The organism is Halobellus sp. GM3, assembly GCF_052545375.1.
On sequence record NZ_JBQWLT010000007.1, the window covers coordinates 31,214 to 52,607 of the forward strand.

General features: G+C 69.6%; 22 protein-coding genes and 1 tRNA gene. 16 read left to right on the forward strand and 7 right to left on the reverse strand.

Annotated features, from left to right (window positions below; all coding sequences use genetic code 11):
* The first annotated feature begins 5 nt into the window (after window positions 1-5).
* Complete coding sequence (locus tag ACT3HL_RS12005) at window positions 6-230, forward strand: DUF7511 domain-containing protein (protein WP_445087075.1); 225 nt, start codon at window positions 6-8, stop codon at window positions 228-230.
* 12 nt (window positions 231-242) lie between these two features.
* Here the strand turns inward: ACT3HL_RS12005 and rnhB are convergent, their stop codons facing one another.
* The 3 genes from rnhB to ACT3HL_RS12020 all read right to left on the reverse strand — a co-directional run bounded on the left by rnhB (window position 243) and on the right by ACT3HL_RS12020 (window position 3,025).
* Entirely contained in the window at window positions 243-926 is a 684-nt protein-coding gene (rnhB, locus tag ACT3HL_RS12010) for a ribonuclease HII (protein ID WP_445087076.1), read from the reverse strand.
* Entirely contained in the window at window positions 923-2,278 is a 1,356-nt protein-coding gene (locus ACT3HL_RS12015; RefSeq protein WP_445087077.1) for a tRNA pseudouridine(54/55) synthase Pus10, read from the reverse strand. The genes rnhB and ACT3HL_RS12015 overlap by 4 nt, the downstream gene beginning before the upstream one ends.
* 204 nt (window positions 2,279-2,482) lie before the next feature.
* Window positions 2,483-3,025 (reverse strand): DUF4112 domain-containing protein, encoded by a 543-nt coding sequence (locus tag ACT3HL_RS12020; RefSeq protein ID WP_445087078.1) that lies wholly within the window; start codon window positions 3,023-3,025, stop codon window positions 2,483-2,485.
* 141 nt (window positions 3,026-3,166) lie between these two features.
* Between ACT3HL_RS12020 and ACT3HL_RS12025 the strand changes: the two genes are divergently transcribed.
* The 8 genes from ACT3HL_RS12025 (at window position 3,167) to ACT3HL_RS12060 (ending at window position 11,118) form a co-directional block, all read left to right on the forward strand.
* Window positions 3,167-4,123, forward strand: coding sequence for an ATP-binding cassette domain-containing protein (locus ACT3HL_RS12025; protein WP_445087079.1), 957 nt, complete (start codon window positions 3,167-3,169; stop codon window positions 4,121-4,123).
* A complete protein-coding gene (locus ACT3HL_RS12030) occupies window positions 4,120-4,887 on the forward strand; it encodes an ABC transporter permease (RefSeq protein WP_445087080.1) in 768 nt (255 codons plus the stop codon). Before ACT3HL_RS12025 ends, ACT3HL_RS12030 begins: the two co-directional genes overlap by 4 nt.
* 114 nt (window positions 4,888-5,001) lie before the next feature.
* A complete protein-coding gene (locus ACT3HL_RS12035) occupies window positions 5,002-5,907 on the forward strand; it encodes a S49 family peptidase (protein ID WP_445087081.1) in 906 nt (301 codons plus the stop codon).
* A complete protein-coding gene (locus ACT3HL_RS12040; RefSeq protein WP_445087082.1) occupies window positions 5,894-6,880 on the forward strand; it encodes a hypothetical protein in 987 nt (328 codons plus the stop codon). Before ACT3HL_RS12035 ends, ACT3HL_RS12040 begins: the two co-directional genes overlap by 14 nt.
* 130 nt (window positions 6,881-7,010) lie before the next feature.
* Window positions 7,011-7,607, forward strand: a complete 597-nt coding sequence (gene trmY / locus ACT3HL_RS12045) for a tRNA (pseudouridine(54)-N(1))-methyltransferase TrmY (protein WP_445087083.1) — start codon at window positions 7,011-7,013, stop codon at window positions 7,605-7,607.
* Window positions 7,608-7,621: 14 nt separating this feature from the next.
* A complete protein-coding gene (locus ACT3HL_RS12050) occupies window positions 7,622-8,041 on the forward strand; it encodes a CHY zinc finger protein (RefSeq protein ID WP_445087084.1) in 420 nt (139 codons plus the stop codon).
* Between the two features lie 86 nt (window positions 8,042-8,127).
* Window positions 8,128-8,200 (forward strand) — tRNA-Pro (locus ACT3HL_RS12055).
* A gap of 179 nt (window positions 8,201-8,379) precedes the next feature.
* Window positions 8,380-11,118, forward strand: coding sequence for an HAD-IC family P-type ATPase (locus ACT3HL_RS12060; protein ID WP_445087085.1), 2,739 nt, complete (start codon window positions 8,380-8,382; stop codon window positions 11,116-11,118).
* 53 nt (window positions 11,119-11,171) lie between these two features.
* Here the strand turns inward: ACT3HL_RS12060 and ACT3HL_RS12065 are convergent, their stop codons facing one another.
* Window positions 11,172-11,528 carry a DUF5658 family protein gene (locus ACT3HL_RS12065; protein ID WP_445087086.1) on the reverse strand — a complete coding sequence of 119 codons (357 nt, stop codon included), beginning with the start codon at window positions 11,526-11,528 and terminating at the stop codon, window positions 11,172-11,174.
* A gap of 141 nt (window positions 11,529-11,669) precedes the next feature.
* On the reverse strand, window positions 11,670-12,752 hold the full coding sequence (locus tag ACT3HL_RS12070; RefSeq protein WP_445087087.1) for a metal-dependent hydrolase: 1,083 nt from the start codon (window positions 12,750-12,752) through the stop codon (window positions 11,670-11,672).
* Window positions 12,753-12,973: 221 nt separating this feature from the next.
* Between ACT3HL_RS12070 and ACT3HL_RS12075 the strand changes: the two genes are divergently transcribed.
* From ACT3HL_RS12075 to ACT3HL_RS12090, 4 genes are all read left to right on the forward strand, one after another.
* A complete protein-coding gene (locus ACT3HL_RS12075; protein WP_445087088.1) occupies window positions 12,974-13,363 on the forward strand; it encodes a VOC family protein in 390 nt (129 codons plus the stop codon).
* A 135-nt stretch (window positions 13,364-13,498) separates the two neighbouring features.
* Window positions 13,499-14,803, forward strand: a complete 1,305-nt coding sequence (locus ACT3HL_RS12080) for an arylsulfotransferase family protein (protein ID WP_445087089.1) — start codon at window positions 13,499-13,501, stop codon at window positions 14,801-14,803.
* Window positions 14,804-14,861: 58 nt separating this feature from the next.
* Window positions 14,862-15,539 carry an NUDIX domain-containing protein gene (locus tag ACT3HL_RS12085; RefSeq protein WP_445087090.1) on the forward strand — a complete coding sequence of 226 codons (678 nt, stop codon included), beginning with the start codon at window positions 14,862-14,864 and terminating at the stop codon, window positions 15,537-15,539.
* A gap of 123 nt (window positions 15,540-15,662) precedes the next feature.
* Complete coding sequence (locus ACT3HL_RS12090; RefSeq protein WP_445087288.1) at window positions 15,663-16,439, forward strand: CPBP family glutamic-type intramembrane protease; 777 nt, start codon at window positions 15,663-15,665, stop codon at window positions 16,437-16,439.
* A gap of 29 nt (window positions 16,440-16,468) precedes the next feature.
* Here ACT3HL_RS12090 and ACT3HL_RS12095 read toward each other — a convergent pair whose 3' ends face one another.
* The gene (locus tag ACT3HL_RS12095; protein ID WP_445087091.1) at window positions 16,469-16,768 is read right to left on the reverse strand and encodes a hypothetical protein; all 300 of its coding nucleotides are present in this window, start codon (window positions 16,766-16,768) and stop codon (window positions 16,469-16,471) included.
* Window positions 16,768-17,592 (reverse strand): M48 family metalloprotease, encoded by an 825-nt coding sequence (locus ACT3HL_RS12100; protein ID WP_445087092.1) that lies wholly within the window; start codon window positions 17,590-17,592, stop codon window positions 16,768-16,770. The genes ACT3HL_RS12095 and ACT3HL_RS12100 overlap by 1 nt, the downstream gene beginning before the upstream one ends.
* Window positions 17,593-17,790: 198 nt before the next feature.
* Here ACT3HL_RS12100 and ACT3HL_RS12105 point away from each other — a divergent pair, with 198 nt between their 5' ends.
* The 3 genes from ACT3HL_RS12105 (at window position 17,791) to tgtA (ending at window position 21,391) form a co-directional block, all read left to right on the forward strand.
* Window positions 17,791-18,447: a hypothetical protein gene (locus tag ACT3HL_RS12105; protein WP_445087093.1), complete on the forward strand. Its 657-nt coding sequence runs from the start codon at window positions 17,791-17,793 to the stop codon at window positions 18,445-18,447.
* Window positions 18,444-19,811: a hypothetical protein gene (locus tag ACT3HL_RS12110; protein ID WP_445087094.1), complete on the forward strand. Its 1,368-nt coding sequence runs from the start codon at window positions 18,444-18,446 to the stop codon at window positions 19,809-19,811. The genes ACT3HL_RS12105 and ACT3HL_RS12110 overlap by 4 nt, the downstream gene beginning before the upstream one ends.
* A 74-nt stretch (window positions 19,812-19,885) precedes the next feature.
* The gene (gene tgtA / locus ACT3HL_RS12115; protein ID WP_445087095.1) at window positions 19,886-21,391 is read left to right on the forward strand and encodes a tRNA guanosine(15) transglycosylase TgtA; all 1,506 of its coding nucleotides are present in this window, start codon (window positions 19,886-19,888) and stop codon (window positions 21,389-21,391) included.
* The last annotated feature ends 3 nt before the right edge of the window (window positions 21,392-21,394 follow it).

Below are 21,394 nucleotides of genomic sequence, written 5' to 3' on the forward strand. Positions count from 1 at the left end.
ACACAATGCCCATCGACCCTGACCTCCCTACTGACTCCCCGCCCGCCGACGACGGCACCGCTTCCGACACGGACGGCCGCGAACAGGCCCTCGTCGCCCGCGTCGAGACGTACGAGGGCGACGCCGACGAGTGTACAATCTACCCCGCCGAAGCCGACTCACCGACGTTACAAACGACGTGGATCTCCGCCGAGGAGGGGTCCTTCGTCTCCCTCGATTCGATGCGGTAGGTCGGCCCGCGATCAAAACTCCGAGAGGGCGGACTGCTCTGCGGCCGCGAGCACGTCCGCCGACGTCGACCACGACGCGCGAGCGCACGCCGGCAACGCCCCGGTCTCGCCGACGTACCGGCTGAGGAAGTCCCGCGTCGTCGGATCGCTCGGATAGCCGCTCCCGATCGGGCCGTACTCGGCGTACTCGGTCGCGAGCGCCTCGATGCGGGTGTCGCGTTCGACCTTCGCGATCACCGAGGCGGCTGCGACCAGCGGGTACGTCGCGTCGGCGCCGTGCTCGGCGCGGACGCGAACTGACGCGTCCGACCCCGCGTCGGCGACGCCCTCGCAAACTCGCCGGGCGAACCGCGACTCGCTGACGTCGCCGGCGTCCGCGAGCACGCTGTCGCCGTCGCGGGCGACCGCGGCGACGGCCTCGGCGTGCCCCGCGACCGTCAGCGAGTTCATGTCCGTCGCCGGATCGTCGATCCGATCCGTAGAGACGACCGCGACGCCGACGGCGACGGCGTCGCACTCCCGGAGCGCCGCCGTGATCGACTCGCGGCGCGCCGGGGAGAGCCGCTTCGAGTCGTCGACGCCGTCGGGGATCGCCCCCGGCGGCGCGCGGACCGCCGCGGCGACCATAGGTCCGATCACGGGGCCTTTCCCCGCCTCATCGCTTCCGATCCTCGGCGCGTCGGAGTCGGCTGTCATTCTCCCGTCGGCGGGTCGGAGTCGGCGGCGTCGGTTCCGGAGGCGCCCTGCTCGGCCGCCTCGGACGCCCCGTCGAGGAAGTACGACTCGTCCTCGAACGACTCCTCCTCCCCGTAGACGCCGACGACGTCGAGGGCGGTCACCTCGCTGTCGACGTCGAGCAGGTCGGCCAGACTCGGGGTCGTCCGGCCCTCGTCGCCGGAGATCAGTTCCTTGATGTAGAGGCCACCGGCGCCGTGGATCTCGACGGTGGCGTGCGTCTCGTCGTCGAGTTCGCCGGTCGCCTCGTAGACCTTCCGCGTGCGCGTGAGGCTCGCCCGGCGGTGATCGACGCGGTGCGGCGTGTACTGCTCGATCGTCGCCCCGTCCAGCTCCGCGAGCGCCGCCGCGAGCGCGTCGGCGTCGACCGGGGCGCCGAACTCGACGACCGCGCGGTAGCGCTTGGAGGCGTCGAGCTTCTTGACGCGCTCGACCGTCTCGTAGTCGGCGAGCCGGAGCCCCTCGACCTCGACGCGTCCCTCGGCGAAAGCGTTGATATCGCCCTCCAAGCGCTCGGTGTCGACGTGACGACGGCGCGGCTCCATCACCTCGATCACGAACGGCCGACCGGTGCCGAGCATCCGCGCGTCGACGTCCTCCCGGCCCGCGCCGTGAAACTTCGTGTCGGTGCCGTCCATCACGTCGCGGACGATCGGCGCGGTCAGCCCCTCGACGCTGTCCTGATAGAGGTAGCCCGTGCCGTCGCACTTCTCGCAGGGCTGTTTGCCGACGTAGCCCGAGCCCTGACAGGCGTTGCAGGGCCACTCCGTCTGCGGGATGTCGCGTTCGAGCTTCCGGTAGCGGCCGTAGACGAACGCCGAGTGGACGTCGACATCGACGCTGTCGGCCTCGATATCGAGGGTGAACTGGACGTCCGGCCGGCCGAAGTCGACGTCGGTGTCGGTGAGCCGGCCGACTCGCTTTCCGACCTCGCGGTTGAACTCGGATTTGAACAGTTCGCCGGCGTCCTCGGGGAGGCCCGCACCCTCGCGGAGGAGGATCTCGTTCTCCTCGAGGAGCGGCGGCGGTCGCGTCCCGACTTGGTAGGTGTCGAACTCGACGCCCTCGACGGCGGCCGCGCAGCGCTCGGCCCACTCGTCGAACTCCGCGCACAGGCCCTCGCACACCCAGCACTCGGCGGTATCGACCGGATCATAGGGTTCGTCGTCTTCCAGCGCGGCGGCGACGCGGAGGCTCTTTCCCCGCTCGGCGTTGGTCAGCCCGTGGCTCCGGTCGGCGAAGGCCCGACCGAGGCAGGCGTCACAGACGGGTTCCTGCGCGTCGAGCGCGCGGGCGTCGGCGAGAATGCTCATACGCGTCACTCTCGCGGCTGTCGCTTCTGTCTTGTCCTTCGCGGTCGGCGGCGACCGCCGGATGTCCGCCCGCGTCGGCCGTGGGTTTTTATCCGAAGACGGGGGCAGGATCCCCGTGCGCTAGCAGCGATCCCGCGTCGGCCAGCGGTTGTCCGGCACACCGACGTGAGGGAGCGATCGTGCCGGCTGTTCGCCATTGCGACACTACACGACGCCGGAGGCGCCGAGTAGCCACCACGCCACCGCGAGAGCGCCCACGCTGGCGGCGAACACGACGGCGAAGACGCCGACGCCGAGCGCCAGCACCACTCGTCTGTCCCGCTGTTCTCCCGAGGGGTCTGCGGTCCGCGCTTCGAGCAGTCTGACGTTTCGGTCGTTCGCCCGCCAGACGACGTCGAACGCGTCGCCGACGAGCGGAACCGACCCGAGGAGGGCGTCCACGAGGAGGTTCAGACACATCCGGGCGAGAGTCGCCCGAGGCGCGCCGAGCGCAGCGGCTTCCGCGACGATGTACGCCGAGGCGGCCGTCGCCGTGACGTCGCCGACGCCCGGAAGCAGCCCCAAGAGCGGATCGAGACCGACCCTGACGTTGAGGACGGGAATCTCGACCGCGCTGTCGAGCAGACGGCTCTCCCGGCGGAGCCGCGCCAGCCGCTCCGAGGCCGCGGTGCGGGGGGCGTTCGGCGGACCAGCGACGTCGGAGGTCGTCGGTGGGGCCCCTTCGACGGGTTCATCCGGCGGTTCCACGGTGACAGGTCGCGTTCGGCAGTAATCGGTGTTTCGCCGTCGCACTCGCCCGCGGCGACGCGACAGCCACCGTTCACTGCTGTAGCAGCGGCGGCGTCGACTTCGTGGTGCTTAGGGGCGCTGAGGACCGAGGGTGAGTAAATGGATCCGGCGATCGAGATCAACGACCTACGGAAGTCCTACGGCGACGTGCAGGCGCTCGACGGGATCGACCTCACCGTCCCGGAGGGATCGTTCTTCGGCCTTCTCGGGCCGAACGGAGCGGGAAAGACGACGTTCATCAACATCCTCGTCGGCCTCGTTCGCAAGAGCGGCGGCGACGCGCGAGTGTTCGGCTACGACGTCGAAGCCGAGTACCAGGAGGCCCGCGACAGCATCGGCCTCGCCCCGCAGGAGTTCAACGTCGACCGCTTCTTCCCGATCCGCGAGGTGCTCGAGCACAAGGCCGGCTATCACGGCGTCTCGAAGCAGCGCGCCGCGAAACGGGCTGACGAGGTGTTGAAACGCGTCGGCATCTACGACAAGCGTGACACGCGCTTCGACTGGCTCTCCGGGGGGATGAAGCGCCGATTTATGCTCGCGCGGGCGCTCATCACGGACCCGGATCTGCTCATCCTCGACGAGCCGACCGCCGGCGTCGACGTCCAGCTCCGACACGAACTGTGGGAGACCATCGTCGACCTGAACAGACACGGGACGACCATCCTGCTCACGACGCACTACATCGAGGAGGCCGAGCGGCTCTGCGACGAGGTCGCGATCCTCGATTCCGGCCGCGTCCTCGACGTCGCCACGCCCGAGGAGCTGATGGACCGCGGCACCGACGACGTCGTCGTCCAGTTGCGCGAGGAGCCGGTGTCGGTCCCCGACTTCGCGGCGCTCGACGCCCGCGTGGAATCGGTCGAACTCGACGGGAACCGGCTCGTCGTCACCGCCCGCCAGGGCGGGCTCGTCACCCCGGAGATCGTCAGTCGACTCGACGAGGCCGGCCACGAGATCGTCGACCTGGAGATCCAGCGCACGTCGCTCGAAGAGGTGTTCGTCGAGATGACCAGAGCCGGCGAGGGCCGGGCGACACCGGAGGTGGCGTCGCGATGAAATTCGACGCGACGGGCTTTCTCGCGCTGCTGCGCCGGGAGATACTCCGCTTTCTGCGCCGCCCGCGGAACACCTTCCTCCCGCCCTTTATCACCAACGTGCTCTACTTCTCCGTCTTCGGCGTCATCCTCGGCGAGCGGATCGATCAGATCGCCGGCGTGCCGTACATCCTCTTTATCCTCCCCGGGCTCGTCGTGCTCGGTGCCATCTCGAACGCCTTCGAGAACACGTCGTTCAACATCTTTCACGGACGCTGGAACCGCTACATCGAGGAGGTGCTCACCTCGCCGCTCTCCTACCGGACGATGGTGGGCGCCTACGTCCTCGCTGCGGCGATCCGCGGGGCGATCGTCGGCGTCCTGATCTCGCTGATCGGGGCCGTCTTCACCCCGGTCGGCGTCGTGCGGCCGCTGTATCTCGTCGCCTTCGGAGCCGTGATCACGCTGCTTTTCGCCTCCCTCGGCGTCGTCGCCGGCCTCTGGGCCGACGACTTCGACGACCTGACGATGCTGAATCAGTTCATCCTCCGGCCGCTGGTGTTCTTCGGCGGCGTCTTCTATTCGCTGAACGAGCTGCCGGCGACGGTCCAGCAGGTGTCGCTGCTGAACCCGATGATCTATATGGTCAACGGCGTCCGATACGGATTCCTCGGCGTCAGCGAGGTCGATCCGAACGCGTCGCTGGCGGTCCTGTCGGGGCTCACGGTGACGATCATCTGCCTCGACGTAGTCCTCTTCCGGCGCGGATACGGGCTGGCAGACTGACCGGAGGCGGGCCCGCCCTCACGCACCGGGCGGTCCGTGTGAAGGTGTGACTCAAATCCGTCTTTTCGTCTCGCGAACGACTTTAGGAATCAGACGACACCGTCGAGGCGCAGTATGAACAGAGATTCATCCGCGGCGTCGGCGAAGACGATCTTCGTCGTGGCCGTCGTCGCGGCCGTCCTTGTGAGTGCGGTACTCGCCCCCGCTGCCTACGGCTACGCGGCCTCCAGCCAGTCGGACGGGACGGTGTCGGTAATCACGATATCCGGCACCATCTCCGGTACGACGGTCGACAGCGTCTCGGAAGACCTCCGTGACGCGCGGACGAACGAGTCCGTGAAAGCGGTCGTCCTGAAGGTAGACAGCGGCGGCGGCTACGTCGCACCGAGCGAGCGGTTGTACCTCGAAGTGCTCCGAACCGCAGAACAGATGCCCGTCGTCGCGTCCGTGCAAGGAGTCGGCGCGTCAGGCGCGTACTACGCGATGCTCCCCGCCGACGAAATCTACGTCCTCTCCTCCTCGGAGGTCGGAAGCGTCGGCGTGATCGGCTCCGGCGGGAGCGTGCCCTATCCGGACTCAGTCATCCGGACCGGGCCGGACAAGGCCCAGCCGACCGGCGAGGACCGCCGCCGGGCCGTCGAGTCGCTCAAACGGCAGTTCGTCGACCGGGTGATGGACCACCGCGGCGAGGCGCTGTCGGTCTCCCGCGAAGAGGTCGCCTACGCGAAGACCTACCTCGGGCCGGAGGCCGCACAGAACGGCTACGCCGACGACGTCGGTTCGCTCCCCACGGCGATCGACAGCGCGGCCGAGATGGCCGGGATGGAGAACTACGACGTGGCCAGAGAGGACCCGCCGATGACGGGCGGGATCATCCTCCTCGCCGCCCAGACAGACAATGGAACGATGATATACGAGCGGAGCGACCGGACGAACGGCCTCGCCCCCGTCACGCGGCCGCTGATGGTGGACGAAGTACCCTACCACGATCCGGAGGTGACGAGCGATGCAGGCGCGTGAACTCGCCGGGCCGGCAGTCGCGTTCGTCCTCGTCGTGGCGCTCGTCGTCGGCGGGGCGGCCGCCCTCCCGTTCCTCGTCGGCGGGGAGTCCCCCGAGGTGACGAACCTCGCGAAACAGCAGACCGACCTCGACGGGGTGACCGTTCCCGCCGCCGAGGCGTCCGGATCGATCACGATGGACGAAGACGCCGAGAGCAAGACGGTCCTCGTCGATCGCGCCCACGCGAACGACGTCTCCGAGGACGACCTCTCACCGCTTCTCGACGCGCTGGTCGAGAACGGCCACGAGATCCGGTTCGTGACCCAAGAGCGGGCGCGCGGCGACGAGTGGAACGAGTCGCTTCGGGACGCCGACGCGTTCGTCGCCGCGAACCCGACCCGGCCGTACACACCGGCGCAACTCGACGGCCTGCGCGCCTTCGCCGACGCCGGCGGACGCGTCGTGCTGCTGTCGGATCCGTCGTCGGTCTCCGCCGGCGGCCTCCTCGGGCTCGTGATCCAGCAGACGTCGAGCGGAGACGCCGCGCTTGAGTCGTCGTTCGGCGTCTCGGTGCGCCCGGGCTATCTCTTCAATATGGAGGAGTACCAGCAGAACTACAAGAGCGTCTACGCCGCCCCCGAGGACGGATCGCTCTCGGAAGGGGTCGATCGCGTCGTGTTCCGTGACGCGGTCGCGGTCTCGACCGCGGGCGGACAGACCGCGCTGGCGACCGACGAGCGGACCCGGCTGTCGACGACCCGCCGCGCCGACTCGTACGCCGTCGCCGTGCAGTCCGGCGACGCGGCGATGGTTGGCGACACCGACTTCCTCGCGCCGGAGAACGCCTACGTCGCCGACAACGAGGCGTTCATCGGTAACCTCGCCGACTTCCTCGTCGGCGGCGAGAAGACGGCGAACGCGCCGGGGTCGTCCGACGCGGGCGGGCGGTCGGACGGGGGGATGGCCCGACCGACGCCGACCCCCATCGCCTGAAGCGATCCAGTCGTCCGCGGCGATCCAGTTTTCTGCGGCGGCCCAGTCGTCTGCGGCGATCCGATCGGCTGCAGCGGCCCGGTCGCCGCCGGAGCGGTCGACTCAATAGCGTCGAGCCGAGAACTCGGCTATGCGCCAGTTCCTCGTCGTCGGCCACGACGCGCCGACGACGCCCGACTTTTCGCTCGACGACCTCGCCGGCGGCGCGGGGCGGCTCGACGTCCTCTGCCGCTGCGTCAACAGCGCGTTCTTCCGCTCGCACGCGATCCGCGAGGACGTCCGGGTGCACCTCGTCCTCGGCGACGAGTTCACCGTGCGGTTCGACGGTGCGACGCTCCATCGCCTCAACCCCGACGAACGGAGCACGGCCGCGCTGATCCGTTCGGCGCTGGAGCGGCGGGCGGACGCGATCGGACACATGCCGGCCGAGAGCACTCCGGGGGTCTCGATCCGCCGGATGGGGTTCGAGGCGACGCTCTCGGAGCTTGCCAGCGATGCGGCCGTCGTCGAACTTCACGAAGAGGGCGACCCGGTCGTCGACGTCGATCCGCCCGCCGAGCCGCTTTTCGTCCTCTCGGACCACCACGACTTCACGGGTGAGGAGGCGTCCCTGCTTTCGGCCGCCGCCGACGAGCGCGTTCGGCTCGGCCCGGAGGTTCTCCACGCCGATCACGCGATCACCGTCGCGCACAACTACCTCGACACGGAAGGGTTCACCGCGTATTGAGCGGGGTAACGACGATGGATGACAAGCACTCGAAGGAGCGGTCGAAGCGGGCGACGGACAGGGGCGGGGGGCGAACGCGCCGCACGACGCGTCCGCCGGCGGTCGACGACCGGTTCCCCGTCCCGCTCTGCGGGGTTGCGGTCGATCCCCAGACCCGCTGTGCGCACTGGGACGACACCGTCGACGTCGTCGCGCTCCGATTCGGCTGCTGTGAGACGTTCTTCCCCTGTCACGCGTGTCACGTCGAGACCGTGGATCACGACCCGGAGCCGTGGCCCCGCGAGCGGTTCGACGACCCCGCCGTACTGTGTGGCGCCTGCGGCGAGACGCTCACGGCTCGGACGTACCTCGACGGCGACGACGCGTGCCCGCGCTGCGGCGCGGCGTTCAATCCCGGCTGTCGACGCCACCGAGACCGGTACTTCGAGCGGTGAGCGCGCCCGCAGCGGGCGATTCGGGGAGCGACCATCCGGGTCGGGTTCGGAAGCGTTAAAAGAGCGAACGGCCACTGTGAGAGTGCGGGCCGGTGGGGTAGCTTGGTATCCTTCGGCCTTCGGGTGGCCGTAACCTCAGTTCGAATCTGAGCCGGCCCATTTCTACCCCCTCGTTCAACGACGGCGAGTGACGCGAACCGTCCGAACGAGGGGCGTCGGACACGCTGTGATTTGAGCCAGTCCACTTGTCCCTCGATCCGAGTTCGGGAGCCGCGGAACAAGCGAGATATGTCAGCACGTGACACTAAGTTCGCGCCGAGCGAATAGTACCGTGGTCGATGGTTGACTCCCCGCCCGCGGAGACGGTCCCGTGGTATACCCGTAGCCTCAGTCACGTCTATGAGGCGCTCGACACCGACGGCGGCGGGCTCTCCTCGGAGGACGCCGCGAGCCGCCGCGCAGAACACGGACCGAACCGACTGCCGAAGGCCAGACCGCCGACGGTGTGGGCGATCTTTCTCCGGCAGTTCAAGAATCCGCTCATCTACGTTCTCGGCGCCGCCGCTGTCGTCTCGTTCGCCATCGGCGAGGAGACCGACGCCGGGTTCATCGCCGCCGTGCTGCTCGTCAACGCGCTGGTGGGGGGCGTCCAAGAGTGGCGAGCCGAGCGGAGCAGTCAGGCCCTACAGCAGCTCATCCGGACCCGCGCGACCGTCGTCCGCGACGGGGAGACGCGGGAGGTCGACGGCGAGGAACTCGTTCCGGGCGACGTCGTCCTCCTCGAATCCGGCTATCGCGTCCCCGCGGACGTCCGCCTCGTGTCTACCCACGGGCTAGAGGTCGACGAATCGGCGCTGACCGGCGAGTCGGCCCCGGTGCTCAAAGACGAGACGTGGGAGGGGAGCGATAGGGCCCTCCTCGGAGACCGGCGGAATATGGCCCACGCCGGGACCGTGGTCACCCGCGGTCGGGGGCGCGGCGTCGTCGTCGAGACCGGTGCGAACACCGTCGTCGGCCGGCTGGCCGAGGACGTCACGGCCGTCGAGGGAGGGCAGCCGCCGCTCGTGACGCGGATGGAGCGGTTCACCCGCGCCGTCGGCCTCGTCGTCCTCGTCGCCGCCGCGGTGACCGCGCTGCTCGGCGTCTTCCTTCAGCAGTACGATGCCGTCGAGATGTTCCTGTTCGCGGTCGCGCTGGCCGTATCGGCGATTCCCGAGGGGCTGCCCGTCGGAATCACGGTGGCGCTCGGCGTCGCGAGCCGGCGGATGGCGACGGTGGGCGTCATCGTCCGCCGGCTGGTGGCAGTCGAGGGACTCGGCAGCTGTACGATGATCGCCTCCGATAAGACGGGCACGCTGACCGCCAACGAACTGACCGTCAAGCGGGTACAGCTTCCCGGCGAGCGGGCGTTCGAGGTCACCGGTGAGGGGTACGCGCCCGAGGGACGCGTCGTACGAGACGGCCATCCCCCGGATCCAGACGTCGCCGACGAGCTCTCCCGACTCGCGCGGGCGTCCGTCCTCTGCAACGAGGGGCACCTGTACCAGCACGACGACGGGTGGACGTGGCGGGGCGATCCGACCGACGTCGCGCTGCTCTCGTTCGGACGGAAGCTCGGGTGGTCGCGGCCGTCGGCGCTCGAGGCGTATCCGCCGGCCGAGGAGATCCCGTTCGAGCCCGAGCGGCGATACGCGGCGACGTTCCACCGGGAGGACGACGGCACGGACGGAGGCGGCGGCGCGGCGGTGTTCGTCAAGGGAGCCCCAGAGCGCGTCTTGGAGATGTGTACGGACGCCGTTGACGGCACGTTCTCGCGCGCCGCGCTGGAGCGACAGGCCGAGGAGCTGGCACACGAGGGCTATCGCGTGCTCGCGGTCGCCGACGGCAGGCTCGAGGCGGGCATCGAATCCGGAGGGCAGCCGCCCGAACCCGAGAACCTGACGTTCCTCGGGTTTCTCGGCTTGATCGACCCGCTCCGTCCGGGCGTGGACGCGGCGATCACGGCGGCCCGACGGGCCGGGATCGCGGTGACGATGATCACCGGCGACCACCCCGAGACGGCCCTCGCCATCGCCCGCACCCTCGGGCTCGCCGACTCGCGGGCGGAGGTCACGACCGGCGACGCGCTCGTAGACGCCGCGCCGGAGACGCTCGCGGAAATCCTCGAGACGACCCGCGTGTTCGCGCGCGTCTCCCCGGACCAGAAGCTCAAGATCGTCGAGGCCGCGCGGGGCGCCGGCCACTTCGTCGCCGTCACGGGCGACGGCGTCAACGACGCGCCGGCGCTCAGACAGGCGAACATCGGCATCGCGATGGGGAAGACGGGCACCGACGTCGCCCGCGACGCCGCCGAGCTGGTCATCAGCGACGACAACTTCGCGACGATCGTCGCGGGCATCAAGCAGGGCCGGGTCGCCTTCGACAACATCCGCAAGATCATTTACCTGCTCATCTCGACGGGGGCCGGCGAGGTATTGCTCGTCCTGTTGAGCCTCGCGGCCGGGCTCCCGCTCCCGCTGTTGCCCGTACAGATTCTCTGGTTGAACCTCGTCACGAACGGGATACAGGACGTCGCGCTGGCGTTCGAGCCCGAGGAGGGAGACGTGTTGGACCGACCGCCGCGAGAGACCGACGAGCGGATCTTCAACCGGATTATGATCGAACGAGTGCTCGTCGCCGCGCTCGTGATCGGCGTGGGCGGCTTCGCGACCTTCGTCTGGCTGCTCGAGCAGGGGTTCTCGGAGGCCGCCGCGCGAAATCATCTCCTGTTGCTCATCGTGCTATTCGAGGTCGTCAACATCGGGAACGCCCGTTCGGAGACGACCTCGCTGTTCGCGCTGTCGCCGCTGGAAAGCCCGATACTGCTCGCGGGGACGGTGTCGGCGTTCCTGATCCACGTCGGTGCGATGTACCTGCCGCCCGCTCAGGCAGTTCTCGGAACCGCGCCGGTCCCGGCCGCACAGTGGCTGCGCCTCGGCGGTATCGCACTGACCATCGCCGTCGCCATCGAACTCCACAAGCTCGGCTGGGCCGCGCGGCGGAGCGCGACTCGGAACTCGGAACACGGCGGCGAGTGAGACCGGAGCGCTGACGAGAAGCGGCAGCGGTAGTCGGAGGGAGACGCCTCCGGTCAGAGGACCGCAGACACGATCACCGCGCCGTTCCAGACCGTGACGACGAACCCGAGCGCGCACAGCCCGAGCGGAACGCCGATGCTGTGGGGACGAGGGATCACCCGGTAGATCCCGTAGAACCCGCAGACGACCACGAGCTTCAGCGGGAGAATCATCGAGATCCCGTGGGCGTTGATGAGCCACGCGGCGACCGGGCTCGCCTCGACGACCGTGTGTAGCTGCAGTCCCGCGAGCGTCGTGACGACGTCGCCGACGAGAAAGAAGACGACCGCGCCGTACCACCACAGTGTCGTCAGATCTTCCAGTAGCCCGATCGAACTGTCGGCGTTCGTCTGCGTCGTTCCGTCCCACATACGAGATTTCTGTCTGCTGTCTGGTGTCCGTGCGCCTGCATCTGACCTCGTCTCCGCGGTTACCGGATGGAAGCGGAGACGTGTCGATTCCGTGTGCATTTGTGCCGATACGTACTAAGCGTATTGGTCAATGGTATCGAGTCACAAAAGTAGGTACACGATACCGTATCCAACGGCGGCGACCGTGAGCGTCGCCAGACCGGTGAGAACCCCGAGATACGCCACGCCGACGGGGCGGACGCCCGTTCGTGGAGTGCCATCGGGCCTCTCGGAGACGACCGGGCGGACTGTCGAGTAAGCCACGTTCGAGTAGGTCACCCAGACGGCGACGACGAGCGCCAGCGGGACGATCGTGAACCCGAGCACGTGGGCGTCGGCGATCGTCGGACGCGGCAGGACGAGCGCGGCGGGCGCGTAGACGACCCCAAGCGCCGTCCGACGGTCGATCGTATCGCGGAGTCGCCGGTCACGGCCCTGCTGACCGGCGCTCAGTCGGGCGAACACCGCGATGCCGGCCCAGACGATCGAGACTTCGACGAGGAGGATCCCGAGGAGATCCAGCGTCGGATCGGCGGCGAGAGAGACACGCTCTGTGAGGATCGGCAGTCCGAACGGGGACAAAAGCGGCGGCGGCGCGGCCAGAAACACGTCGCCGAACGGGTGAGTGAGAAAGCCGACGGCGGCGGCGGCCGAAAGCGCCGACGCGCGGATCCCCGTCCGGCGACCGACGAGCGCGCCGCCGACGCCGACGCAGGCGAGGAACGCGGCGGCGACGACGGCCGCCGACGGGGAGACCGCGGCCCGGAACGCCGAGAGCAACACGGCGGCGCTCCCGAGCGCCAGCAGCGCGGCGAGAAACGGCAGCACGGAGAGAACCGGCAGCAGACCGGATCCAGCGGACGCGTTCGGGGCGTCCGGGCGGCGGTGGGAGACCGCGGCGGCCGCACCGAACGCGAGCGCCGCGACGGCGCCGACCGGCAACGGGTGGGTGACGACGCGGTGGACGCCGTTGGCGACGCCCCAGAACGCCTCCCACCCGAGCGGCGCGCCGTTTCCGACGGCGACGGCGTACGTCGCCGCCGCGTAGGCGACGTCGAGGTCCGGAAGCAGGGCTGCGAGCGCCGCGACCGCCCCGAGGCGGAGCGACAGTCGATCCGAACAGCCGGCGCGGCGCGCCCCCCACCCGGCGAGCGCGAACGCGAGGAACTCGTGGCCGACGAACATCGGTTATCGGTGTGTCTGCAACCCTGCGCTCGGCCGGTCGCGCGCGATCGTGGGATAACGGGCGTGGGGCCGGGCGAGTTCGGAGAGCCGTGCGAACACGATTGTAGGGCCATCCTACCCGCGAAAGCAAAATGTCTTCGCATACGTGACATCCCGAGTATGGAGTCCCTACCGCGGCCGCGGGCACCGGTCTTTTGCTCTCGCGGTCCGTACACGGGCGCGTGAACGGAACCGCAATCGACCACGTCAAACTCCGCATCCCCGAGGACGGCGTCGGCGACGCGCTGGCGTTCTACCGCGATGCGCTCGGGTTCGGCATCGACGGGATGGACCTGTACGAATCCGGCGAGAAGCCGTTCTTCTCGGTTCGGCTCGCACCCGGGGCGGTGATCCACCTCCAACCGGAGGGCTCGACGACAGCGACGGACGGGTACGACCACGTCGCCGTCCGCGTCGACGAGACGATCGACGGGCTCGAACGGGAACTGGACGACGCCGGCGTCGACGTCGACCGCCGGCTCGATCCGCTGGGGGCGACCGGCGTCGCGCCGGCGGTGTACGTCACCGACCCGTTCGGGTATCGGCTCGAGCTGAAGGCCGAGCGCGAGTGAGTCTGGAGAGCCGAGACGATGCCGATGCAGACCCGAAAGGGGAGGGAGCTGAGCGATCTGAAGGCGTAGCTTCGGCCACCAGAGACGCGACACCGAACCGCTTTTCTCGGTACTCGCCGACGCGTCACGTACCCGATGTCACCCACGGTCCCCCCAGATCGCGGCGGCGTCCCCACCGGACAGCGGGCGGGCGCCGCGCTCGCGGTCTTCGGCGTCCTCCTGTTCGTCACCTCGCTCGCCCTCGGCGCCGCGCTCGCGCCCGACGTCGGCGCGGCCGACGACGGAGAGTCGAGACAGACGCTCGTCGGCTCCCAGGGCGGCGGTCCGGGCCTCCACGAGCACGGCTCGGTCTACCTGCTCGACGGCCGCGAGACCGCTTGGCGGACGGGGGATACTGACAGCTACTTCGACGTCACGATGCTGGGCAACGGCAGCGTGATGGCCGGCTTCATGGACAGCGGCTACGAGGACTGCGCCCCGTACGAGTCACCGTGTACGCACACCGGCTTCCGGATCATAGACCCGAACGACGACAGCGTCGCCGATCCCGAGATCGAATACGAGTACTCCTTCCCCGTCCGGAGCCGGGCCAACAGCGAGGTCCACGACGTCGAACTGCTAGACTCGGGGGAGTTCCTCGTGAGCGATATGGAGCACGAACGGATCTTCACGGTGAAAAACGGCGAGATCACGTGGCAGTGGAACGCCAGCTCCTACTACGACGCCCCCGATGACCCGACTCGGACCGACTGGCTGCACATCAACGACGTCGACGTCGTCGGCGAGGACCGCTACCTCGTCTCCGTCCGCAACGCCCACCAGCTCGTGATCGTCGAGCGCGGCGAGGGCGTCGTCGAAGTGATAAACGAAGGCGACGGCGGCACCGGGAGCACCGAGGGGGACCCGACGCTCCTCAGACAGCAGCACAACCCCCAGTGGCTCGGCGACGGAAACGTGCTGGTCGCCGACAGCCACAACGACCGGATCGTCGAACTGGAGCGGACCGAGAGCGGCGACTGGGAGGTCGCCTGGGAGATCTACGCCGCCGAGGGCGTCAACTTCAACTGGCCGCGCGACGCCGACCGACTCCCGAACGGAAACACGCTCATCACCGACTCGCTGAATCAGCGGATCGTCGAGGTGAACCGCTCGGGCGAGACCGTCTGGAGCTACGGGACGCCGCGGGTCCCGTACGAGGCCGAGCGACTGCCCGCCGGCGAGACCGTCGGCGGCGTCTCCTACGCTGACGAGACCGACGACACGACCTCGATCGGGGACGAACAGAGCGTTCCGGTACTGTCGTTCCTGCTTATGATCTTTCAGACCGGCCTGCAGACGCCGTTTTGGTTCACGGAGGCGCACGTCGCCGTCACGCTCGTCTCGCTCGTGTGCGTTCTCCTCGGTGTGGGGCTCGTCGGCCGCGATCGGCTCCGCGGGTGAGCCGTCCCGAGGCCGCTCGATCCCACGATTTCTTATCGTTACGAGTGGAGATGTGGGTATGACCGACCGCGACGAGCGGGCAGCCGACGCGCTCGAGACCGACTCGGGATCTGACAGCGACGACTCGACTGTCGGCGACGACTCGGGCTCCGACAGCGACGGCTCGACCGTCGGCGGCGCCCCGACCGACGACGAACTGGCGTGGCGCACGACCGGGAGCGAGATCGACTACACCTGTCCCGGCTTCGACGTCCGCCGCGACGACGTTGTCCTCCCCGACGGCACCGAGACCGACCTCCACTACGTGGACGAGCCCGAAGCGGTCGTGATCCTCCCGTTCACGCCCGACGGCGACGTCGTCGTCATCGAGGAGTGGCGGCAGGCGGTCGATCGCGTCACCCGCGGGCTGCCGGCCGGCAGCGCCGAGCCCGACGACGACGATCTCGTCGCAGTCGCCCGCCGGGAACTCGCCGAGGAGACCGGATACGAGGCCGGATCGCTCCGGCACCTGTTCGCGGTCGAGCCGTCCAACGGGCTGTTGAACAGCGTCCACCACTACTTCCTCGCGCGCGACTGCGAGCCGACGGCCGAGCAGGACCTCGATTTCAACGAGAGCATCCGCGTCGTCGTCAGCGACTACGACGACCTGTTGGGCGCCGTCGTCGACGGCGAGATCCGGGACGGTCGAACGGTCCTCGGAGTCTCCCGCTACGAACTCGCCGAGCGGTGGCGGTAATCGCCAGGGGCCCGGACGGCGTGGGTGCGGGCGGGCCCGGAGGAGACGAAGGATTTTGACGCGCCGGAACGTAGCTCGCCCGTGTCCTCCGAACTGACCTCCGCCGGCGGCGCGGACGACGCCGTGTCGCCGCCGTCCGCCGCCGCCGTCGTCCGCGCGCTCGCCGTCGCGATCGCCCTCTCGGTCGGCGGTATCGCGGCCGGTGCGATCCTCGTCATCGCCGCCGCCGTCGCCCTCGGCCGCTCGGGCGTCGCGGTGACGCCGCTTTTGAGTATCGTGCTCTCGCTGGCGCTCGCGACCGGGATCGGCTTCGGCGGCGTCGCCTTCGGCTACCTCCGCTACCGCGGCCGCGGGATCGAGTACGTCGGCCTCGCCGTCCCCTCGCTGCGCGACGTCGCGTTCGTCGTGGCGGGCTACGTCGCCTCGTTCGCGTTGCTCCTCGTCGCCTCGGTGGTGCTGTCTTCGACCGGGACGGAGGCCGCGCCGAACTCCGTCGCGGAGGTTGGGATGGAAAACCCCGAGATCCTGCTGTTGCTCGTGCCCGCGTCGTTCCTCCTGATCGGTCCGGGCGAGGAGCTCCTGTACCGCGGCGTCGTCCAGAACCGCCTCGGGGAGGCGCTGCCCGCCCCGCTCGCGATCGTCCTCGCGAGCCTCATCTTCGCGTCGATTCACTACTTCTCGCTGTCGGGGGCGCCGGAGGCGCGGCTCGTCAGTATCTCGGTGCTCGTGCTGCCGACGCTCGTGTTCGGGACGGTGTACGAACTCACCGACAATCTGGTCGTGCCGGCGCTGATCCACGGCGCGTACAACGCGACGCTGTTCTCGCTCCTGTATCTCACCATCCGGTTCGCCGGGATGGAGGAGCTGCCGCAGTGGGTGCTGTCGTCGATCCCGCTGTAGCGGACGTCGGTACCGTGCCGCCGATCGCGTCAAACGAGCGTCCACGCGAAGTACAGCCCGCCGAGAACGAGCGCGACGCCGACGAGCTGGACGAGCCGTCGCCACTGCGAGACCGCCGCCGGAGCGTCGCCGCCGTCCGTTCCGCCGTGGGGCGCTCCGTCGCGACTCGCCCCGCGGTGTCCCGTCCCGTCATCGCCGTATCGCCCGTGGCGGTCCCGCGGGAGTCGACCGGCGGTGTGGACCTGCAGAACCGTCTCCGGCGCGACCACGAACACGAGGCCCAGCGCGACGCCAAGCACGGCGGCCGCGAGGGTCCGAGCGTCGACCATCAGCCGCGGAGTCGCGCGATCCGCTTTTCGATCGGCGGGTGCGTCGCGAACAGCCGAGCGAGACCGCGCTTCTCGCCGAAGATGCAGAGCGCGTTCACCTGTTCATCGACCGCGGACTCGCGATTCCGATCGTTGCCCTGACTGATCTTCTCGAGGGCCCGCGCCAGCGGCTCTCCCCCGCCGATGGCGTCGGCGGCGTCGCCGTCGGCGACGTACTCGCGGTACCGCGAGATGGCGAAGACGAACAGCATCACCAGCATCTGGGTGATCTGGCCGACGACGATGGCGAGGAAGAAGTCCGCGATGTCGTTGTCGCCGGTCAGGAGGACGGTCCACTGGGCGACGATGGCGACGATGGAGGCGACGCCCTGTCCGAGCACCATCATCACCACGTCGCGGTTGCGGATGTGCGCGAGTTCGTGCGCGAGGACGCCCTCGACCTCGTCGGGGTTCAGCCGCGCGAGGAGCTCCTCGCTGACGACGACCGTCCCGGCGCCCTTCCGGCCGACCGCGAAGGCGTTGGGGGCGCCCATCCGCGCGATCATCAGCCGGGGCTTTTCGATCCCCATGGACCGCGAGAGCGACTCGACGCGGCGGTGGATGTCGGGGGCGCGCTCTTCGGGGAGGTCCTCCGCGCCGACGCTCCGGAGCGCCATCCACTTGCCGAGTTTGTACTGGACGCCGACGAAGGCGACGCTCCCGACGAGCACGAGCGGGAGCGGCCAGCCGAAGACCCCCATCACGATCACGGCCGCGACGGCGTAGAACGCGAACAGGATCGATCCGACGATCGCCATCCGCGCGTTCAGTCCGAGGTGTCGCATACGACGATTCCGTTGCTCGTCCGGGCACAAGTATGCGGCGGTCGCGGCCGGGCGACTCTCCAGACGACCAAAACGAGCGCGGTTCTCTCCCCGGATGTCGTACGGGTTCTCCCTCGGATGTCGTACGCGTTCTCCTCCGTTTCCCCGAGACGGAGGCGTCCACAAGACGTTTGAGACCGCTCGGCGAAGGAAGGGGCGATGCCCTCCTTGACCCGCCGCCGAGCCCTCCTCGCGGTCGCCTCGGGGGTCGCCGCACTCGCCGGCTGTTCCGGCGGACGCGATCGACCGACGATCGACCGTCGAAGCCGCGAGCGACCGCTCGAAAACTACGAGTCGCGCCGCGTCCGCAACGAGGACGGCGCCGTCCTGTTCACCCAACGCGAGGAACTGCCGACAGCGACCGACGACGAGCGGAGCCGGTACGTGCGCTCCGGGCGGAGCGTCGTCGTCTCCGAAGACGGACTCGCCGACCTCACGTTCGGTGACGTCCCCGAAGCGGAGCGGCTCCGGTCGTTCGCCGCGGACACGGACTTCGCCTCGTCGTCGCTGTACCTCCACGCGATGCCCGTCGAGGCCTGCTATGAGATCCGTCTCCAGTCGGCGAGCGTCGAGCGGGACGAGCTCGAAGCCGGCGACCTGCACCCGCACGCCGACTTCTGTCGGACCTACCGGCCCGCCGACGTCGAGTGCGGCGTCAACGAGATTCACACCGTCGGATTCGCGATACGGCTGCCCGTCGCGGCCGAGCAGTCCTCGGGAAGCGGAAGCGGGATGTCGAGTACCTGTCGGCCGTCGCACCGGGGGGAGTCCTTCGACGCGACGGTGACTCCCGCGAGCGGAGGTGCCGAGAAATGACGGGGAATCGGGAACCGCCGTCCGGTCGGGCGATGCAGTCCCGTCGGACGGTGCTCGCCGCGCTGGGGACAGTCGGCGTCGCCGGCTTGGCGGGATGTTCGTCCGTGCCGTTCTGGGACGGGCGGGACGACGAGCGCGACGACGTGTCGCTGTCGGCCGACGCCGTGGAGCCGGTCGCGTGGCCGCCGTCGCCGTTCCCGGTCGCCGTTCCCCCGACGCTCGCCGAGGGCCACCGGGAGCGCGCCCGCGAGTTGCTCGCGACGGTCCCGTCCGACCCGTCGGTTCCCAACCGCTCGATCGCCGCGGAAATCCGGTCGGACCGCGAGCGCGTGTCGAACCGACTCGCGGAAGCCGTCGAGGAGCCATGGCCGACCGAGGGACTCGGCGAGTGGCGCGGCCGCGTGGGCTCGGCCGCGACCGTCCGGGGCACCTACCGCGCGGCGACGGGCGAGAGCGACGCGGACGCGGTCCCCGCGCGGTCGGCGGCGGTGCGCGAGGAACTCGGAGCGTTCGTCGCCGGCCACGAGTACCGCGCGGCGTCGCCGCTGGATGCGGTGCTCGCCAGCGCGCCGATCGAGAGACTGGTGGCGGACTGTCGCCGCCGCGTCCGACCGAACCCGGCGTATCCGACCGATCCGCTCTCCCGGCCGTTCCAAGCTGGCGAGGCCGTCGGACGCGTCGAACTCGCCCGCGCGGCGCTCGGCGACGCCCGGGGGCTGCGAGAGGCGCACCTGACAGCGCGCGACGATCCGACCCCGCAGTGGGCCGCGCTGATCGACGCGACGGACCGGCTGCGAATCGCGGTCTCCCGCACTCGCTCCACCGTCCGGGACTTCCTCGACGTCGACGAACCGCCCTTCGTCGCCGACCTCGAGGACACGGCGGGCTACTGGCTGTTTACGGGCGCCAGCAGACGGGTCGAGGGGACGGTCCAAACGCACGAAGACCACGTCGACGACGGCGAATACGCGACCGCAGTGATCGAAGCCGGTCGGGCGCTGGCCGCCGTCGAGGCCCTTCGGGCGGCGATCGACGGGATCCGCGACGGCGCCTATCAGAGCGCGGTGACCGTCGACTCGGTAAGCCGGGCTGCGGCGCGTGCGCGCGAGGCGATCGCCGCGGTCGAAGAGAGCGGAGATAGCGGGAGCGGAGACAGTGGGAGCGAAGGCGGCGAAGAGCGCCCGGACCGGCGGCTCGCGACGCAACTCGCTCGTCCCGCGCTCGAATCTCTCGCGTACGTCCCCACTCGGATCGAGGAGCGGTACGCGGACGCGACGCGGGTCCAAGGCGAACTGGCTTGGATCGAACTCTACGCTCGCGCTGTTCCCGCCGCGACCGGGTTCGTGCTCGATCGACTCGAGTAGTCCGTGAGCCGCCGTTCGCCGTCCACCGGCGCAAAAGCGACGATACTTACCGGCCGCCCGCCCAGAAATCCGGTATGCGCGATCACTTCGAGCTCCGCGACGGGGACGCCGCCGGGCGGATCGGCGAGCTTTCGGTCCCCCGCGCGGGGGTGACAGTCGAGACGCCGACGCTGATGCCGGTGATCAACCCCAACATCCGGACGGTTTCCCCCTCGCGCCTCGAGTCGGACTTCGGCGCGGAGATCCTCATCACGAACTCCTACATCATCCACACGAGCGAGGACCTCCGCCAGAAGGCGCTCGACGTCGGCCTCCACGAGATGCTGGACTTCGACGGGGCGATCGTCACCGACTCGGGATCCTTCCAGCTCGCGGAGTACGGCGACATCGAGGTGACGACCCGCGAGATCCTCGGGTTCCAGCGCGACATCGGCTCGGACGTCGGGACGCCCGTCGACATTCCGACGCCGCCGGACGTGACAAGAGCGCGGGCCGGGCGCGAGCTCGAACGGACCAAGGAGGCGCTCTCGGACGCCGAGGGCGTCGACACCGGCGAGATGCTCGTGAACGCGCCCGTGCAGGGGTCAACGTACCCGGAGCTCCGCGAGGCCGCCGGCCGGCACGCGTACGCGACCGACCTCGACGTGTTCCCCGTCGGCGCGGTCGTCCCGCTGATGAACAGCTACCGCTACGCCGAGATGATCGACGCCGTCGCGGCCGCCAAGCGCGGGCTCGGCCGCGACGCCCCCGTCCACCTCTTCGGCGCGGGCCACCCGATGATGTTCGCGCTGGCGGTCGCGGCCGGCTGCGACCTCTTCGATTCGGCCGCCTACGCCATCTACGCCCGCGACGACCGGTATATGACGGTTCGCGGGACCGAGCATCTCGCGGATCTCGCGTACTTCCCCTGCTCGTGTGCGGTCTGTTCGGCGCACGACCCCGAGAGCCTCCAAGAGCGCGACGACGCCGAGCGCGAACGGTTGCTCGCCGAGCACAACCTCCACGTCTCGTTCGCGGAGATCCGGCGGGTCAAACAGGCGATCCGATCCGGGAACCTCCTCGAACTGGTCGAATCGCGCGCGCGAGCGCACCCGGCGATGCTCGACGGCTACCGCGCGCTCTTGGACCACGCGGATCAGCTCGAACGCGAGGACCCGGTCTCGAAGGGCTCGTTCTTCTATCTCTCCGCGGAGTCGGCGCGGCGCCCGGAAGTCGGACGGCACCACGAACGGCTCGCGCGGCTCGACGCCGGCGCGCGGGTGCTGCTCACGCAGGGCGGCAAGCCCTCCGGCGACGAGTACGACGCCGCCTGGCGCGTGGTGCCGCCGTTCGGCCCGTTCCCGCGGGCGCTCTCGGGGACGTACCCGCTCACCGCGGAGGTCCCGGAGCGGACCGATCGCGCCGCCTGCGAGGCGGCCGCCGAGGGCGTCGCACGGCTCGTCTCGGCGAACCCCGGCTCGTCGTTCGTGCTCGCACACGAGGAGTGGCCCGAATCGGCGCTGGCGCGGGTGCCCGACCGCGTCGAACTGGAACCGCTCGGGGGCGATCGACGCGGCGCCGGCGATGGAGGGCCGGCGTAATCG